Raw genomic sequence first — 15,225 nt, forward strand, 5'->3', positions numbered from 1 at the left:
GCACCGCCGAGGTGGTGCTGCTGCGCGGCGGTCACGTGACGCGCGCACCGAAGACCGCGCTGCCGACGCGCACCAGGGTGGCGCCCTCGGCGATCGCCAGCTCCAGGTCCCCGCTCATGCCCATCGACAGCTCCGTGGCGGTCTGAGTCCCCGACGCCGCGATCTCGTCGCGCAGGTCGCGCAGGAGCGCGTAGCCGGAGCGCACCACCGCAGGGTCGTCCGACCGCGCCCCGACCGTCATGAGCCCCGCCACGCGCAGGTTCGGCAGGGCGGCGACGGTCCGGGCGAACGCGACCGCCTCGCCGGGCACCACGCCGTGCTTGGTGTCCTCGCCCGACACGTTGACCTGCACGTAGACGTCCAAGGGGTCCGTCGCTCGTGCGGAGAGCCGCTCGGCCAGGTCTCTCGACGCCAGCGACTCGATGCACGAGGCCCAGCGCAGGGCCGCGTTCACCTTGTTGGACTGCAGGGGCCCGATCAGGTGGAGCGCGGTCAGACCCGCGAGCTCGGGGCCCTTGGCGACCAGCTCCTGCACCCGGTTCTCGCCGACGAGGACGGCGCTCAGCGTGGGGTCGTCGGCGCGCGCCCGCGCGTCCGCGTCCAGCGCCTGGCGCACCAGGGCGGCCGGCTGCGTCTTGGTCGCCAGCAGCAGGCGGACGTCCCGCGGGTCACGGCCCGCGTCGAGCGCGGCCTGCGACACGCGGCGACGCACGAGGGCGAGCCGCTCGGCGATCACGCGTCGGACCGGGCGATGTCGGCCACGGTCGCCGAGGTGAGCCGGATGAGGTCGTCGGGGGAGAGCTCCACGTCGAGCCCGCGACGTCCGCCGGAGACCAGGACGGTGTCGAACAGCCACGCGGTCTCGTCGATCACCGTCGGGTGCGCGCTGCGCTGCCCGAGCGGTGAGATCCCGCCGAGGACGTACCCGGTGGCGCGCTCGGCATCGGGCTTCGGCGCCATCGACGCCTTCTTCCCGCCGACCGCCTGTGCGAGGGCCTTGAGGTCCAGCTGACCGGTCACCGGGACGACGGCCACCGTGAGCGTGCCGTCCACCACCGTCATCAGCGTCTTGAACACCTGCTCGGGCGGGACGCCCAGTGCCGCCGCCGCCTCGAGCCCGTAGCCGAGCGTGCTGGCCGGGTCGTGCACATAGGCGTGCGCCGTGTGCGGCACGTCCGCGGCGGTCAGTGCCACGAGTGCCGGCGTGCCGGTGGGCGCGTGCTCCTTCTTTGCCACGGAGCCACGATAGGGGCGGATCAGGGTCATCCCGGATACCGTCCGCGACCGCGCCGGGTGCAGGCTGGGACCGTGAAGACCCTGCTCAACATCATCTGGCTCGTGCTCGCGGGCTTCTGGCTGGCGCTCGGCTACGTGCTCGCCGGGATCATCTGCTGCATCCTCATCGTGACGATCCCGTTCGGCATCGCCTCGTTCCGGATGGCCAGCTACGCGCTGTGGCCGTTCGGGCGCACCGTCGTCGACAAGCCGACCGCCGGTGCCTGGTCCGTGATCGGGAACGTCATCTGGGTGATCGTCGCGGGCTGGTGGCTGGCGCTCATGCACATCATCACGGGCATCGCGGAGGCGATCACGATCGTGGGCATCCCGCTGGCGCTGGCCAACTGGAAGATGGTGCCGATCTCCCTGTTCCCGCTGGGCAAGCAGATCGTCCCGTCCGACCGCATGATGGCGGCCTACGGGCAGTGACTACTGGCCGGTGATGAGCACGATCAGCAGGTAGATCAGGGTGCCGGCCGCGACGCCCGTGCTCGCCGCGAACCAGAGCGCAGGGTTCTTGCCGCGGGCCTGCAGCACCATCGCCGTGACCACCAGCGCCACGGCGGCGACGATCGTGAGGATCCCGAGCACCCAGATGGCGGACACCAGCGCGGCGGCCAGGCAGATGAGGAACACGAACCGCGGCGACCTGGTGGTGCGTGCCGGGGGCTCGGAGGGCTGGGTGCTCATGCGCGAACGGTAACCCGTGCGCCCGGTCCGCCCGGTCTCAGTCCGCGAGGTCGCCGAGCGGTCCCACGGCCACGATCCGCAGCTGCACCTCGCTCGTCTCGTCGGAGCCGGCCAGGTCCACGACCGCGTCGATCCGCCAGTCGTGGTCGCCCTCGGGATCGTCCAGCAGCTGGCGCACCTGCCAGGTGCCCCGGCCGGGCGTGACCTGGAACAGTGCCGGGCCGCGGGCGGGCGCACCGGTGAGGATCTCGTCGTGGTCGTCGAAGTACGGGTCCAGCGCGGTCCGCCAGCGGTCGGCGTCCCACGGCACGTCGTCCGGGTCGACGTCGCCCAGCTGCGCCAGCCCGCCGTAGGACTCCCGCGCGGCCAGCTCCACGCGGCGGAACAGGGCGCCCCGGACCAGCGCCCGGAACACACGCGGGTTGGCCGTGATCGGCTCGGGCACGTCCTCGTCGATGCCGCCTGGGGCGTCGGCGCCGCGCTCGTCCAGCGGGTTGCTCAGGCGCTCCCACTCGTCGAGCAGGCTGGAGTCGGTGCGGCGGACGAGGTCACCGAGCCACTCGATGATCTCCCACAGCTCCTCGGTGCGGGCCTCCTCGGGCACCGTCTGGCGCAGAGCGCGGTAGGCGTCGGCCAGGTAGCGCAGCAGCACGCCCTCGGTGCGGTCCAGCTGGTAGTAGGCGACGTACTCGGCGAAGCCCATCGCGCGCTCGTGCATGTCGCGCACCACGGACTTGGGGGACAGGGCGAGGTCGGCGACCCACGGGTTGGTCTGCCGGTACGTGACGAACATGGCCTCGAGCAGCTCGGCGAGCGGCTTGGGGTAGCCGACGTCCTCGAGCAGGGCCATCCGCTGGTCGTACTCGAGGCCGTCGGACTTCATCTGTGCGACGGCCTCGCCGCGGGCGCGGTTCTCCTGCGCGGAGAGCACCTGGCGGGGGTCGTCGAGGGTGGCCTCGATGACGGAGACCACGTCGTGCGCGTACGCCGGGTCGTCCCGGTCCAGCAGGTCCAGGGCCGCGTAGGCGAACGGGGAGAGGGCCTGGTTGAGCGCGAAGTTCGGGGCCAGCTCCGCAGTCAGCTGGACGGCCCGACGGCGGCCGTGCGGAGCGGTCGGGTCCTCCACCCAGGGGCGCTCGATCACACCGGCGGTGCGCAGCGAGCGGTACACCGCGATCGCCTGGCGGACGTGCCGGCCCCGGGCGCCCTCGGGCTCGTGGTTGTCGGTGAGGAGCTTGGTCATGGCCGCGACCGGGTCGCCCTCGCGGGCCAGCACGTGCAGCACCATGGCGTGCGAGACCGCGAAGCTGCTGGTCAGCGGCTCGGGCGGGGCGTCGCGGAGGCGTTCGAACGTGCTGTCCGTCCAGTTGACCTGGCCCTCGGGGGCCTTCTTGCGGACGATCTTCCTGAGCTTGCGGGGGTCGTCGCCCGCCTTCTCCAGCAGCTTGCGGTTCTCGATCACGTGCTCGGGCGCCAGGACGATCACCTCGCCGACCGTGTCGAACCCGGCCCGCCCGGCCCGCCCGGAGATCTGGTGGAACTCGCGCGCGGACAGGTGCCGCATGCGGACCCCGTCGTACTTGACCAGGCTGGTCAGCAGGACCGTGCGGATGGGCACGTTGATGCCGACGCCGAGCGTGTCCGTGCCGCACACCACCGGCAGCAGGCCGCGCTGGGTCAGCCGCTCGACCACCCGGCGGTACTTGGGCAGCATCCCCGCGTGGTGCACGCCCACCCCGTGCCGCAGGAGCCGGTTGAGGGTGCGGCCGAAGCCCGGACCGAAGCGAAACCCCGCGATCTCGTCGGCGATCCGGTCCCGCTGCTCACGGCTGGCCAGGGGCGTCGACATGAGCGACTGCGCCCGCTCGACGGCCTCCTTCTGCGTGAAGTGCACGACGTAGACGGGGGCGCGACGAGTCTTGACCAGCTCGTCGAGCAGCTCGTGCAGCGGCTCGATCGCGTAGCTGAACGTCAGCGGCACGGGACGCTCGGCGTTCGCGATGACCGCGACCGGCTGGTGCGTGCGGCGCGTGATGTCCTCGGCGAAGAAGCCGACGTCGCCGAGCGTGGCCGACATGAGCACGAACTGGACGTTGGTGAGCTCGAGCAGCGGCACCTGCCACGCCCAGCCGCGCTGCGGGTCCGCGTAGAAGTGGAACTCGTCCATGACCACCTGGCCGACGTCCGCGCCGGCGCCGTCGCGCAGGGCCACGTTGGCCAGGATCTCCGCGGTGCAGCAGATGATCGGCGCCCCCGGGTTGACCGCCGAGTCGCCGGTCATCATCCCGACGTTGGCCGAGCCGAACGCCTCGACGAGCGCGAAGAACTTCTCGCTGACCAGCGCCTTGAGCGGGGCGGTGTAGTAGGTGCGCCGACCCTGCGCGAGTGCCACGAAGTGCGCGGCGACCGCGACCAGCGACTTCCCCGAGCCCGTCGGCGTCGACAGGATCACGTGCGCGCCCGTGACGAGCTCCAGCAGGGCCTCGTCCTGGTGCGGGTAGAGCGTCAGGCCCTGGTCGGTGGCCCAGCCGGTGAAGGCCTCGTACAGCGCGTCGGGGTCGGTGGGGTCGGCGGGGATGCGGTCGGCCAGGGTGGGGGTGCTCATCGTGCGTCGATGGTCCCATGCGTACGTGCGTCTAGGGTGTGGGCCGTGAGCGAGCGCCCGACGGTGGAGATGTGGACCGACGGCGCCTGCAAGGGCAACCCGGGCGTCGGCGGCTGGGGCGCCTGGATGCGCTACGGCGACCACGAGCGCGAGCTGTTCGGCGGCGAGCCGGAGACCACGAACAACCGCATGGAGCTCACCGCGGTGATCGAGGGGCTGCGGGCGCTGACCAAGCCGTGCGACGTGATCCTGCACGTCGACTCGATGTACGTGATGAACGGCGTGACCAAGTGGATCGCCGGCTGGAAGCGCAACGGCTGGCGCACGGGCGACAAGAAGCCGGTGAAGAACCAGGAGCTGTGGCAGGCGCTGGACGCCGAGACCGCCCGGCACACGATCAGCTGGGTGTGGGTCAAGGGGCACGCGGGGGACCCGGGCAACGAGCGTGCGGACCAGCTGGCCAACCGGGGCGTGGAGCAGGTGCGGGCGAGGGCCTGAGCTCAGCTCCAGCGCCAGGACGCGATCATGGCCTCGACCGTCGGCCGATCCGTGTCGTCATCGGGGTGGTGCATCCACTCGACGAGGTAGAGGTACCCGTCGTGCTCGACGGCCCACTGGGTGAGCGTCACCCCGCTCGTCATCGCCAGGTCCTTGCGCACCGCGGCGCCCAGGGCGCTGTGCTCGATCACGAGGTCACCGCCGAACTGCGCATCCTCGGGATGGCGCCGCTGCCAGTCGGTGAAGGCCTCGACGGAGGAGAAGGCCCCGGAGAGAGGCACCCAGTTCACGCCGAGCGACGACAGCACCGGCAGGTCGGCGAGCGGGAGGGTGAGGATGCTCTCGAAGAGGGTGCCGGACGTGGGGGAGTCGAGAGAGAAGGCGGCCCCGTCGTCACCGCCGGCCACGACGTGCACCGGGAGGTCGATGCCCGCCGGCGGGGCCAGCGTCTCCACCGCGAGGGGCGGCAGGGGCGCAGGCGTGCGGTTCGCCCAGGCCGTGGCGCCGGCGCCGACCAGTGCGAGCGCACCGACGAGGACGACGACGAGGTGGCGGCGGTTCACGCGCCCATCGTGGCGACGGACCGGGCCCTCGGGCGGGAGGTCCGGCGGGCACTCACCCGGACGGCCCATCTGCCCGTCGTGACGTGGGGGAACGGGCGTGTCGGCGGTGAGCCGCCTAGCATCGTCGAGCAGGGGATCCGCTGACCGGAAGGGCCCATGGTGCAGAGCCTCGCCGACGTGCGGGACCGGGCAGGGACGGCGTTGTTCCTGCGCGTCGCGGGGCCGGACGGACTGGCCAGCCGCGAACGTATCCACGGCACCCCCGGCCCCCGGTGGTTCCCGCCGGGCTCCGCCATCCGGACCGTGCACGGCGACGCCTCGATGTTCGTTGGCGGCATGCGCGCGCTGCTCCTGCAGTCGCTGCATCCGGCCGCGATGGCGGCCGTCGCCGCGCACTCCGGCTACCGGGGAGACCCCTGGGGCCGCCTCGCGCGGACCAGCACGTTCCTGGCCGTCACCACGTTCGGCACGATCGACGACGCCACGGCGGCCATCGACCGGGTCCGCTGGGTGCACGAGCGGATCCGCGGCGTCACGCCCGAGGGGCTGGCGTACTTCGCGGGTGACCCGACGCTGCTGCGCTGGGTGCACGTGGCCGAGGTCGACAGCTTCCTGCGGGCGCACCGGGTGTACGGGCAGCGACCGCTCGACGCCGCAGGGGCCGACGAGTACGTCGCGCAGGCCTCGCGCGTGGCCGTCGCGCTCGGCGCGGAGCGGGTGCCGGAGTCCGTGGCGGAGCTGGCCAAGGCGCTCGACGAGTTCCGGCCCGCGCTGGGCCCGTCCACCGCAGCGCGCGATGCGGCCGACTTCCTCCTGCACGAGCCGCCGGTGCCGCGCTCGCTCCGGCCCGGGTACACGCTGCTGGCCCGGGCCGCGGTCGCGTCGATGCCGGAGTGGACGTTCGACCTGCTCGGGCTGGACCGCCCGGGCCCGGTGGGGCTGGCTGCGGCCCGGACCGCGGGAGCGGTGGCGACGCGCTCGATCCGGTGGATGCTCGGGCCCGACGACGCCAGCCGGGTGGCGGGGGTCGGATGACCCGGTTCCTGCTGCTCAGCTCCCGTGCCGAGGACGTGGCGTCCGTCGGGGAGCGGGCGGCATTCCTGCGGTTCGGCGGCCTGCAGGCTGACGAGCTGGAGCAGGTGCGGATGGAGGCGGCGCCGTTCCTGCCGATCGACCTGGACCGGTACGACGGCGTGTTCGTCGGCGGCAGCCCGTACGACGCGAGCAAGCCCGAGGCGCAGAAGTCGGCGGCGCAACGCCGCGTCGAGGCGGAGATGTCGTCGCTCCTCGACGAGATCGTGGACCGGGACCTCCCGTTCCTCGGTGCCTGCTACGGCGTCGGCACGCTGGGCGTGCACCAGGGCGCGGTCATCGACGGCACCTACGCCGAGCCCATCGGTGCCGTGACGGTCACCCTCTCCGACGCGGGCCGCGCGGACCCGCTGCTCACCGAGCTGCCGGAGTCGTTCGAGGCGTTCGTCGGGCACAAGGAGGCGTGCCGTGTCCTGCCACCCGACGCGGTCCTGCTCGCCTCCTCGCCCACGTGCCCGGTCCAGATGTTCCGGGTGCGCCAGAACCTGTACGCCACGCAGTTCCACCCCGAGCTCGACCTGGACGGCATCACCACCCGGATCGGGGTCTACCGCGACTACGGCTACTACCGCCCGGGGGAGTACGACGAGGTGATCGCCCGGGTGCGCAGCGCGGACGTCTGGGCGCCTCCGCGCATCCTGCGGGCATTCGTGGAGCGCTACCGCAACGACTGATCGGCCCGGGCCGGCGCCAGCTGACCGACGATGGCCCGCGGCGGTCCCCTCGCCGCCGCGGGCCATCGCACAGCGCGCGGACAGGTAGCTCCGAGAATCCTCTGAGAACCCCCGCCCAGACTCGTCTCATGACCACGACGACCTGGGAGGCGCCGCCTCTGGCGCCGATCGCCCAGCCGCGACCGACCCGCACCCGCAGTGCCGTCCTTCCGACGCTCTGGCTCGGCGTCGTCGCGGTGCTGCTGTTCTGGTGGACGGGCACCCCCACGGCCACCGGCACGACCCCCGGCGGTGCGCTCATGTCGCTCGGCGAGCTGGCGGGGCTGCTCGCCTCCTACCTCGTCTGCGCGCAGCTGCTGCTCATCGGCCGGGTGCCGTGGTTCGAGCGGGGTATCGGGTTCGACCGGCTCGTCGCGTGGCACCGCTCGCTCGGCACCTCCGTGGTGCTGCTGGTGCTCACCCACGTGGCCCTGATGATCGTCGGCGGGTCGCTGCTGGACGGTCTGAGCGTGTGGTCCGAGGTGCCTTCCGTGCTGGCGACGCAGCCGTACCTGTGGCCCGCGCTGATCGGCACGGTCCTGTTCCTCGCCGTCGGGGTGTCCAGCGCCCGGCTGGCCCGCCGCCACCTCTCCTACGAGGTCTGGTTCGCGGTGCACCTGTCGATCTACGTGGGGATCTTCCTCGCCTTCGCCCACCAGGTGGCCGGTGGCACGCACTTCGTCGACTCGCCGATCGCCCGTGGGCTCTGGATCCTGCTCTACGCCGGCACGGCCGCCGCGCTGCTGACCTGGCGCGTGGTGCTGCCCCTGCTGTCGCACCGCCGGTACGCGATGCGGGTGTCCGCCGTGGTGCCCGAGGCGAACGGTCTGGCCAGCGTCTGGGTGCACGGCCGCGGGCTCTCGCGACTGGAGGCCCGGGGCGGCCAGTTCTTCCTGGTCCGCTTCCTCACCCCCGGGCACCGCGCGACGGCCCACCCGTACTCACTGTCCCTGGCGCCGACCGACGACCATCTGCGGTTCACCATCGGGGCGCTCGGGGACCACTCGACCGCGGTGGCGGACCTGCGGCCGGGGACGAAGGTGCTGGTCGAGGGGCCGTTCGGGCACTTCACCGCGGACCGCGCGACCTCCGACCGGGTGCTCCTGGTGGCCGGTGGCGCCGGGATCGGGCCCGTGCGCGCGCTCGCCGAGGAGCTGCTGGCACAAGGCCGTCAGCTCGTCGTCCTGCACCGCGCGCGTGACGCCGCCGGGCTCGCGCTCGCGGCCGAGTTCACACCGTCTCCGAGCCTCACATACCTGCCCGTCCCCGGCCGGCGTGCCCAGCTGGGTCACGACCCGCTCGACGCGCAGCACCTCGGGTGGCTCGTGCCCGACATCGCGTCGCGTGACGTGTTCGTGTGCGGCCCGCCCGCGATGGCCGACGCCGTCGCCCGCTCGGCGCGCGCCCTGGGCGTGCCGCGGTCCGCCATCCACCGAGAGGAGCTCGACTCATGACCACACCACGCTGGCGCGGCACGCTGATCTATGTGGGGTCGCTGGCAGCCATGGGTGCGGCGGGCTTCACCAAGTTCGCCGTCCTGGCGCCGCCGGCCACCGTCGCGGAGTCGAGCACCGACGGCACGTCGTCGTCGGTCTCGTCCTCCGACAGCACGTCGTCCGACGACGACGCGGCGGCCGGCACCGGCCAGTCCGGGTCGACCACCGATCCCGCGACGAGCACCGACACCGGGTCCACCGCCACGGACACCGTCACGATCGTCGGCTCCTCGGTGCAGACCCGGTACGGCCCGGTGCAGGTGTCGGTGACGTTCACCGCGGGCCAGATCACGGACGTGCAGGCGCTGCAGGTCCCCGGCGGCCACCACGAGAGCGTGCAGATCAACGCGCGCGCGACGCCGATCCTCGCGCAGGAGGTGGTCGCCGCGCAGTCGGCGCAGATCGACACGGTCTCGGGCGCCACCTACACGTCCGAGGCGTACGCCGAGTCCGTGCAGTCCGCGATCGACCAGCAGGGCTGACCCGTGCGCCACCTGGAGCTGGTGATGGGGATCCCGATGTCGGTGGACGTCCGGGACGCGGTGGACGAGCACGTCGAGCGAGCGGCCGTCCGGGACGCGTTCGACCGGATGCACGACGCCGACCGACGGTTCAGCCGCTACCTGCCGGACAGCGAGGTGAGCCGGTACGACGGCGGCGGCGCGAGCAGCGACCTGCGCGAGGTCCTCGGCATCGCGGAGCGCTACGGCGAGCTCTCGGGCGGCGCCTTCTCGGTCCGGCGGCCGGACGGCTCCTTCGACACGGACGGGGTGGTCAAGGGCTGGGCGGCCCAGAGGGCGGCGGACACCCTCACCGCGGCCGGGCTGACGACGTTCTGTCTGAACGCCGGTGGGGACGTCGTGGTCCGCGGCGAGCCCGAGCCCGGTCGCGGCTGGAACGTCGGCGTGCGTGACCCGTCCGACCCGCAGTCGTTCCTCACGGTGCTCGAGGTGCGCGACGGGGCCGTGGCGACCTCCGGCACCTACGAGCGCGGTGAGCACGTCTGGGACGGCCGCACGGGGCAGGTGGCGACCGGGCTGCGCTCGGCGACCGTCGTCGCCGCCGACCTCACCACCGCCGACGTCCTGGCCACCTGCGTCCTTGCCCTCGGTCCCGACGGGATCGCGTGGGCCTCGCAGCACGGCGCCGCGGCGGTGCTCGCCGTGGACGCCGACGGTGAGCTGCTCACCTCGCTGCAGGCAGCTCCAGCGTGATGGCGGCGCCGGGCCGGCCGTCCTCGCGCGCGGCTGCGGTCACGGTGCCGCCGTGCTGCGCCGCCACCTCCGCGACGAGCGCGAGCCCGATGCCGTAGTGCCGGCGCGTGCCGTCCGCGTCGTCGTCGCGGTGCGACGCGAAGCGCCGGAACACCTCGGCGCTCTCGGGCGGCATCCCGGGTCCGTCGTCGCGGACCTGGATCACCACGCGCGCGTCACGGGTGCTCACGTGCACCTCGACGCTGCTGCGGGCGTGGTCGATCGCGTTGTCGACCAGCGCGGTGACGGCACGGCGGACCGACACCGGTGAGGCCAGCGCGACGGCGTGGTCCGCTCCCTGACGCTCGATCCCGACGCTGCGCTCCGCCGCCGAGGCCCGGGCCGCGTCGACCACCTCGTGCGCCAGCTCGGCGGCGTCGACGGGCACCGCGTCCACCGAGCGCGCGTCCGCCGCCAGCAGCATGTCGTCGAGGACGGCGGTGAGCGCCGCGGCGTCGGCGAGCAGCCCGTCCACGTCGTGCTGCACGCGGTCGGGCGGGGCGGTGCCCCAGTCGGCGGTCATGTGGCGGTCCAGCAGCTGCGTCCGCGTGGACAGCAGCGTCAGCGGGGTGCGCAGCTCGTGGCTGGCGTCCGCGACGAACCGCCGCTGCAGGCTCAGGGCCGCGACCATCGGCTGCACGGCCCGGCGGGTCAGCCACACGGCGCCGAGCCCCGCGAGGACCACCCCGACCGCACCCGCCGCCAGGAGCGCGAGCACGAGCCGCGCCAGCTCCTCGCGGCCCTCCGACGGGTCCAGAGCGGCCTGGACGACCGTGCCGTCGTGGCTGCCCGTGAGCACGCGGACCGTGCCCACCTCGGTGGGTGCGGTCGTCCAGACCTCGTCGCCCGACCGCGCGACCTGCCGCATCGTGTCGAGGTCCGGGAGGCTCTCCGGCAGCTCCTCGGAGGTGGAGAGCCCGCGCGGGGACGCGACCGCGACCCACATGCCGGGTGGAGCGTCGTGGGCGTCGTCGATCGAGCGGACGGCACCCTCGAGCTGCGACCGTCCCGACTCGATCTGGGCCCGGACGACCACCAGGAGCACCGCGGCGCCGACCACGAGCAGGCACCCCAGGACGAGCAGCGCGGTCTGCAGGCCGAGCCGTCGGGCCGTGCGACGCAGCGCCTCGCGCTCGGCGCCGGTGGTGGGCGGGGTGGTCATCCGGCACCCAGCCGGTACCCCGCACCGCGCACGGTCGCGACGACGGACCGGCCCAGCTTGCGGCGCAGGTAGTAGACGTAGGTGTCGACCACGCCGTCGTCCTCGGCGTCGGTGAACACCCGGTCGAGGATCTCAGCGCGGCTGAACACCTGCCGAGGATGCCGGGCGAGCAGCTCCAGGAGCGAGCACTCCCGCTCCGACAGGTCCACCACGGCGCCGGAGGTGGTCGTGACCTGCCGCGTATCCGCGTCCAGCGTGCCGTCCGGCACGTGCAGCATCCCCACGTGCTCGCGTGTCCGGCGCCGGAGCGCCCGCAGGCGCGCCGCCAGCTCGTCCACGTCGAACGGCTTGCTCATGTAGTCCTCGGCGCCCGCGTCGAGCCCGGCCACGCGGTCGGCGGGGTTGCCCAGCGCCGAGAGCACCAGCGCGGGCGTCACCACACCCTTGGACCGCAGCCGGCCCAGCAGGTCCAGACCCTCGATGGCGGGCAGGCCGCGGTCGAGGACGATCACGTCGTAGGTCCGTGTCAGGCCGAGGTGCAGACCGCGCTGACCGTCCCTGGCGACGTCGACGTCGTAGCCCTCGCCGACGAGGATCTGCTCGAGCATCGAAGCGAGCTGCCGGTCGTCCTCGACGAGGAGCAGCTGCGCGGGTCCGGGCATCGTGTCCTCCCTGCTCAGCACGTGCTCGCATCGTACGGTGGCCTTGCCGGCTCCGAGCGTCGGGGTCGACGACGCGAGGAGAGCCATGACCGCACGGCGGCGCCACATTGCGGGGCTGGTCGTCTGCGCGAGCCTGCTGCTGGCGTCGTGCGCGGACGGCGGGCCGACGACGCCCTCAGCGACGGAGACGTCGACGAACTCACGGGCTCCGAGCGCCACCCCCACCAGCACGCCGCCGGCGCCCACGGCCACCGAGTCGGAGGAGCCCGTGCCCTTCCCGGCCGACCTGGAGCTGGACGAGCAGCCGTCCTCGGGTGACGTGGCGCTGACGCTGACCGACGTGACCACCGGGGAGCACGAGGGCTACGACCGCGTCGTCTTCCGCTTCGACGGCACCGGCACACCCGGCTGGATGGTGCGCTACACGGACGTCGCGACCGACGACCCGGCGGACACGATCCTCGACATCGCGGGCGACGGCACGCTGCAGGTGGTCCTGCTCGGGGTGCAGATGCCGGGTGCCGAGGGTCTCGCGTGGACCGGCACCAACCCGATCCTCACGCCCACGTACGCGACGCTGCGAGAGGTGAACGTGCGCGGACAGTTCGAGGGGCAGGAGCTCGCGTTCCTCGGGGTCGACACGCCGGACCACCCGTTCCGCGTCTTCGCGCTCACCGACCCGATCCGCGTGGTGGTCGACGTGCGACACGACGGCTGACGTCCGCACCTTGTCGGCAAAGGGCTGTCCGACACAGACCCCTCAGCTAGGTCGTCTGCGGAACAGCTCGGCTGGCTTCCCCCGTCGCCCTTGGCTCCGCCGTCCGGTCTCGACGAGAGATCCACGCATCGCGCGACGGAACGTGTCGGGCAGGAGGCGATGGCCGGCCACCGCCTCGTGGACGGCCCGCAGCTCCAGCAGGGTGAAAGCGCCGTCTGCTTCTGCGTGCTCGACGAGGAGGAACGGGTCGGCCGAGGACTCGTAGCGCCCGCGGAGATCGTCGACCGCGAAGTCGATGATGGCGCGGTGGTCGAACGGAAGGTCGGGAACCTCGGCGACAGGCACGAGCCGGCTCTCGGGCCGGGGAGGAATGCGGTCCGCGCGGACGACGTCGAGGTGGGCGACCGACAGCACCCATCCGCGGTCGTCACGGCCGGGGTCGTCGAAGACGTGGAGCTGCTCCGGACGAAGACCGGTGACTCCGGCCTTGACCCGGAGCGAGCGCACAACCGCGTCCGACAGCGTCTCTCCGGGGTGGAGGAACGTGCCTGGGAGCCGCCACGCCGCAGTGGGCTCCGAGCCCGTGGGTCGAACGAGCAGGACGCAGAGCTGTCCCCGATCGACGGTCAGGACCGCGGTGTCCACAGCCACCGACGGGCGCGGGTAGTCCTCGAGTGACCTGCCCGAGGCGTCGCGAGCGAGCGTCATGCGCGATCACCGGCGGCCTCGTACTCGCGCCCTCGGCGTCGATGGTCGAGCGGGGCACCGAACACTCGTCGGAGTTCCGCCACGACCCGGTCCTCGCGCGCGGCGGTGTCGGCCTCGTCCACGAGCACCCAGTTCAGACCGGCGCGTTCGCACAGGTCGACCCAGAACGCGTCGGCGGACTCCCGCCGGTCGCCGCCGTATCGAAGGGGATCGGCCTCGAAGGGCACGGCGTCCTGGCCGAGGACGATGTACAGGTCGCTGGCGTTCTTGGCTGCGTCGGCCCAAAGTGCGGGCGGCACTTCGGGCTCACCGAACTCCGCGCCCTTGAGCAGCCAGTACCCGATCGTGGAGAAGAGGTCGGTGTCCTGGGCGATGAACGGCCTGCCGTGGCGGGACGCGATCGCCTCCGCGGCCAGCTGCTGGGCGAGCTGGCCCCGCCAGATCGTGTGCATCTTCTCGGCGCTGACGTCGGGACCGACGACGTCGAGCTCGAGGTACGGACGGGCCCACTCTGGAAGCGCCACGGCGAGACCCAGCTCGTCCAGTCGCCCGGTCATCGTCGTCTTGCCGACGGACTCGGCACCGAACAACGTGACCCGCTTGCGCAGGTACGGCTGGAACTCAGGGAGTAGGTCCGAGAACGCTTCGATCGCGTGGTCGCGCACTCGTGTGGCCTTCGCCGGATTGACGAGGCGGCACGGATCGTAGGGAAGGAACTGGCCGCCGATCGCCGACGCGAGGTCGGCGCCGTAGGGCTCGGACGCCACGACGAGGTCACCACGCCGGGCGCCGAGGTCACGGAGGAGGCCGCGCCACATCGCCCAGAAGTCGGGCGCGTCCGCCGGCTCCTGCGGCAGCTCCTCGTGGATGCGGTGCACGACGACGGCACGGCCGAGGTCGGGCCTTCGAGCCAGGGCGAGCAGCGCCGCATGACGTTCCTCCGTGAGCGGCTCGCTGGGCTGCGTGCACAGCACCACATGGACGACCTGCGCGGCCCGGGCGGCGAAAGAGATCAGGTCCCCGTGACCAGTCGTCGGAGGGAGTGCGGTCACGAGCACCCACGCGCGCTCGTTCATCGCATGCTCCGGCGCCACGCAGCGAAGCCGAGCACGGCTGTGGCGATGAACAGGACGTACTGAATGCCTGCGACGACGAGTCCGGACGCGAGGTAGGTCCAGACTGCGATGACGTTCACGCCTATCCACACGAACCACGTCTCGATGCGCTTGTTGTCGAGCAGGAACTGGGCCAGGACCGAGCCTGCGAAGATCGCCGAGTCCGCCCAGGCAAGCTGCCCGCCGAGAAGGCCGACGAGCCAGACGCCTCCGACGTACGCCGCGACCGTCACACCGACGTACGCCGGGATCCATCGCCGTTCGTTGACGAGCCACGTCACGGGTCGAGTCTTGGCGTCCCGGCGCCAACGGAACCAGCCGTAGACGAGCTGCGGGGTCAGGTACAGGTTGAGCAGGGCCGAGGCGATCAGGCCGTGCCGAAGGAACAGCGCCGCGTACAGGACGGTGCTCACGGCCCCGAAGACGTAGTTGAACCTGCGCTGGAGGATGCAGAGTGCGGTGCTGGCGTACGACGTCGCCACCGCGAGTACCTCGAGCCACTCGACCTCGGAGCTCCATCCGGCAAGACGGCCGAGCGCGTAGCTCGCCGGGGTGAGGAGTGCGGCGGCACCGATCGCGACCAGCAAGTCGCGCCGGGCGGAGCCCGTCCGGCCGGTACGCCCATCGGACGTTGTGTCGATGTCCGTCTGCATAGACACGCGCGTCGGCCTC

At 72.6% G+C, this 15,225-nt stretch carries 18 protein-coding genes; 8 read left to right on the plus strand and 10 right to left on the minus strand.

Features of this window, described 5'->3' with window-relative positions:
- Positions 1–31 precede the first annotated feature (31 nt).
- Together AC1DXT_RS06385 and ybaK are read right to left on the minus strand one after the other, a co-directional pair.
- Positions 32–736, minus strand: coding sequence for a YggS family pyridoxal phosphate-dependent enzyme (locus AC1DXT_RS06385; RefSeq protein ID WP_477060493.1), 705 nt, complete (start codon positions 734–736; stop codon positions 32–34).
- Positions 733–1,266: a Cys-tRNA(Pro) deacylase gene (gene ybaK / locus AC1DXT_RS06390; RefSeq protein ID WP_477060494.1), complete on the minus strand. Its 534-nt coding sequence runs from the start codon at positions 1,264–1,266 to the stop codon at positions 733–735. Before ybaK ends, AC1DXT_RS06385 begins: the two co-directional genes overlap by 4 nt.
- Before the next feature lie 42 nt (positions 1,267–1,308).
- Between ybaK and AC1DXT_RS06395 the strand changes: the two genes are divergently transcribed.
- The gene (locus tag AC1DXT_RS06395) at positions 1,309–1,707 is read left to right on the plus strand and encodes a YccF domain-containing protein (RefSeq protein WP_477060495.1); all 399 of its coding nucleotides are present in this window, start codon (positions 1,309–1,311) and stop codon (positions 1,705–1,707) included.
- Here AC1DXT_RS06395 and AC1DXT_RS06400 read toward each other — a convergent pair whose 3' ends face one another.
- Entirely contained in the window at positions 1,708–1,968 is a 261-nt protein-coding gene (locus tag AC1DXT_RS06400) for a hypothetical protein (RefSeq protein WP_477060496.1), read from the minus strand.
- Between the two features lie 37 nt (positions 1,969–2,005).
- The gene (locus AC1DXT_RS06405) at positions 2,006–4,573 is read right to left on the minus strand and encodes a DEAD/DEAH box helicase (protein WP_477060497.1); all 2,568 of its coding nucleotides are present in this window, start codon (positions 4,571–4,573) and stop codon (positions 2,006–2,008) included.
- 9 nt (positions 4,574–4,582) lie between these two features.
- Between AC1DXT_RS06405 and rnhA the strand changes: the two genes are divergently transcribed.
- Entirely contained in the window at positions 4,583–5,071 is a 489-nt protein-coding gene (rnhA, locus tag AC1DXT_RS06410; RefSeq protein ID WP_477060498.1) for a ribonuclease HI, read from the plus strand.
- Positions 5,072–5,073: 2 nt separating this feature from the next.
- On the opposite strand, the gene AC1DXT_RS06415 is transcribed toward rnhA, so the two are convergent.
- Positions 5,074–5,634, minus strand: a complete 561-nt coding sequence (locus tag AC1DXT_RS06415; RefSeq protein WP_477060499.1) for a hypothetical protein — start codon at positions 5,632–5,634, stop codon at positions 5,074–5,076.
- Between the two features lie 156 nt (positions 5,635–5,790).
- Between AC1DXT_RS06415 and AC1DXT_RS06420 the strand changes: the two genes are divergently transcribed.
- The 5 genes from AC1DXT_RS06420 to AC1DXT_RS06440 all read left to right on the plus strand — a co-directional run bounded on the left by AC1DXT_RS06420 (position 5,791) and on the right by AC1DXT_RS06440 (position 10,149).
- Complete coding sequence (locus tag AC1DXT_RS06420; protein ID WP_477060500.1) at positions 5,791–6,669, plus strand: oxygenase MpaB family protein; 879 nt, start codon at positions 5,791–5,793, stop codon at positions 6,667–6,669.
- Positions 6,666–7,400, plus strand: a complete 735-nt coding sequence (locus AC1DXT_RS06425) for a glutamine amidotransferase (protein WP_477060501.1) — start codon at positions 6,666–6,668, stop codon at positions 7,398–7,400. Before AC1DXT_RS06420 ends, AC1DXT_RS06425 begins: the two co-directional genes overlap by 4 nt.
- Before the next feature lie 128 nt (positions 7,401–7,528).
- Positions 7,529–8,893, plus strand: coding sequence for a ferredoxin reductase family protein (locus tag AC1DXT_RS06430; protein WP_477060502.1), 1,365 nt, complete (start codon positions 7,529–7,531; stop codon positions 8,891–8,893).
- Positions 8,890–9,417 carry an FMN-binding protein gene (locus tag AC1DXT_RS06435; protein WP_477060503.1) on the plus strand — a complete coding sequence of 176 codons (528 nt, stop codon included), beginning with the start codon at positions 8,890–8,892 and terminating at the stop codon, positions 9,415–9,417. Before AC1DXT_RS06430 ends, AC1DXT_RS06435 begins: the two co-directional genes overlap by 4 nt.
- Before the next feature lie 3 nt (positions 9,418–9,420).
- Positions 9,421–10,149 carry an FAD:protein FMN transferase gene (locus tag AC1DXT_RS06440; protein WP_477060504.1) on the plus strand — a complete coding sequence of 243 codons (729 nt, stop codon included), beginning with the start codon at positions 9,421–9,423 and terminating at the stop codon, positions 10,147–10,149.
- On the opposite strand, the gene AC1DXT_RS06445 is transcribed toward AC1DXT_RS06440, so the two are convergent.
- Together AC1DXT_RS06445 and AC1DXT_RS06450 are read right to left on the minus strand one after the other, a co-directional pair.
- Positions 10,121–11,350, minus strand: coding sequence for a sensor histidine kinase (locus AC1DXT_RS06445; protein WP_477060505.1), 1,230 nt, complete (start codon positions 11,348–11,350; stop codon positions 10,121–10,123). The genes AC1DXT_RS06440 and AC1DXT_RS06445 overlap by 29 nt on opposite strands.
- The gene (locus AC1DXT_RS06450; RefSeq protein ID WP_477060506.1) at positions 11,347–12,099 is read right to left on the minus strand and encodes a response regulator transcription factor; all 753 of its coding nucleotides are present in this window, start codon (positions 12,097–12,099) and stop codon (positions 11,347–11,349) included. Before AC1DXT_RS06450 ends, AC1DXT_RS06445 begins: the two co-directional genes overlap by 4 nt.
- Here AC1DXT_RS06450 and AC1DXT_RS06455 point away from each other — a divergent pair.
- Positions 12,098–12,730, plus strand: a complete 633-nt coding sequence (locus AC1DXT_RS06455; protein WP_477060507.1) for an AMIN-like domain-containing (lipo)protein — start codon at positions 12,098–12,100, stop codon at positions 12,728–12,730. The genes AC1DXT_RS06450 and AC1DXT_RS06455 overlap by 2 nt on opposite strands.
- A gap of 42 nt (positions 12,731–12,772) precedes the next feature.
- On the opposite strand, the gene AC1DXT_RS06460 is transcribed toward AC1DXT_RS06455, so the two are convergent.
- The 3 genes from AC1DXT_RS06460 to pnuC are packed head-to-tail and all read right to left on the minus strand — an operon-like array spanning position 12,773 to position 15,206.
- Complete coding sequence (locus AC1DXT_RS06460) at positions 12,773–13,438, minus strand: NUDIX hydrolase (protein ID WP_477060508.1); 666 nt, start codon at positions 13,436–13,438, stop codon at positions 12,773–12,775.
- Positions 13,435–14,514, minus strand: coding sequence for an AAA family ATPase (locus AC1DXT_RS06465; protein ID WP_477060509.1), 1,080 nt, complete (start codon positions 14,512–14,514; stop codon positions 13,435–13,437). Before AC1DXT_RS06465 ends, AC1DXT_RS06460 begins: the two co-directional genes overlap by 4 nt.
- A complete protein-coding gene (gene pnuC / locus AC1DXT_RS06470; RefSeq protein ID WP_477060818.1) occupies positions 14,511–15,206 on the minus strand; it encodes a nicotinamide riboside transporter PnuC in 696 nt (231 codons plus the stop codon). Before pnuC ends, AC1DXT_RS06465 begins: the two co-directional genes overlap by 4 nt.
- Positions 15,207–15,225: the final 19 nt, after the last annotated feature.

It is taken from the genome of Cellulomonas sp. P1_G12_2 (genome assembly GCF_056405535.1).

Coding starts and splice junctions, on each gene's coding strand:
- ybaK (WP_477060494.1), bottom strand. CDS start 1,266: ATGACCCTGATCCGCCCCTATCGTGGCTCCGTGGCAAAGAAGGAGCAC.
- AC1DXT_RS06400 (WP_477060496.1), bottom strand. CDS start 1,968: ATGAGCACCCAGCCCTCCGAGCCCCCGGCACGCACCACCAGGTCGCCG.
- AC1DXT_RS06405 (WP_477060497.1), bottom strand. CDS start 4,573: ATGAGCACCCCCACCCTGGCCGACCGCATCCCCGCCGACCCCACCGAC.
- rnhA (WP_477060498.1), top strand. CDS start 4,583: ATGGTCCCATGCGTACGTGCGTCTAGGGTGTGGGCCGTGAGCGAGCGC.
- AC1DXT_RS06420 (WP_477060500.1), top strand. CDS start 5,791: ATGGTGCAGAGCCTCGCCGACGTGCGGGACCGGGCAGGGACGGCGTTG.
- AC1DXT_RS06425 (WP_477060501.1), top strand. CDS start 6,666: ATGACCCGGTTCCTGCTGCTCAGCTCCCGTGCCGAGGACGTGGCGTCC.
- AC1DXT_RS06430 (WP_477060502.1), top strand. CDS start 7,529: ATGACCACGACGACCTGGGAGGCGCCGCCTCTGGCGCCGATCGCCCAG.
- AC1DXT_RS06435 (WP_477060503.1), top strand. CDS start 8,890: ATGACCACACCACGCTGGCGCGGCACGCTGATCTATGTGGGGTCGCTG.
- AC1DXT_RS06445 (WP_477060505.1), bottom strand. CDS start 11,350: ATGACCACCCCGCCCACCACCGGCGCCGAGCGCGAGGCGCTGCGTCGC.
- AC1DXT_RS06455 (WP_477060507.1), top strand. CDS start 12,098: ATGACCGCACGGCGGCGCCACATTGCGGGGCTGGTCGTCTGCGCGAGC.
- AC1DXT_RS06450 (WP_477060506.1), bottom strand. CDS start 12,099: ATGGCTCTCCTCGCGTCGTCGACCCCGACGCTCGGAGCCGGCAAGGCC.
- AC1DXT_RS06460 (WP_477060508.1), bottom strand. CDS start 13,438: ATGACGCTCGCTCGCGACGCCTCGGGCAGGTCACTCGAGGACTACCCG.
- AC1DXT_RS06465 (WP_477060509.1), bottom strand. CDS start 14,514: ATGAACGAGCGCGCGTGGGTGCTCGTGACCGCACTCCCTCCGACGACT.
- pnuC (WP_477060818.1), bottom strand. CDS start 15,206: ATGCAGACGGACATCGACACAACGTCCGATGGGCGTACCGGCCGGACG.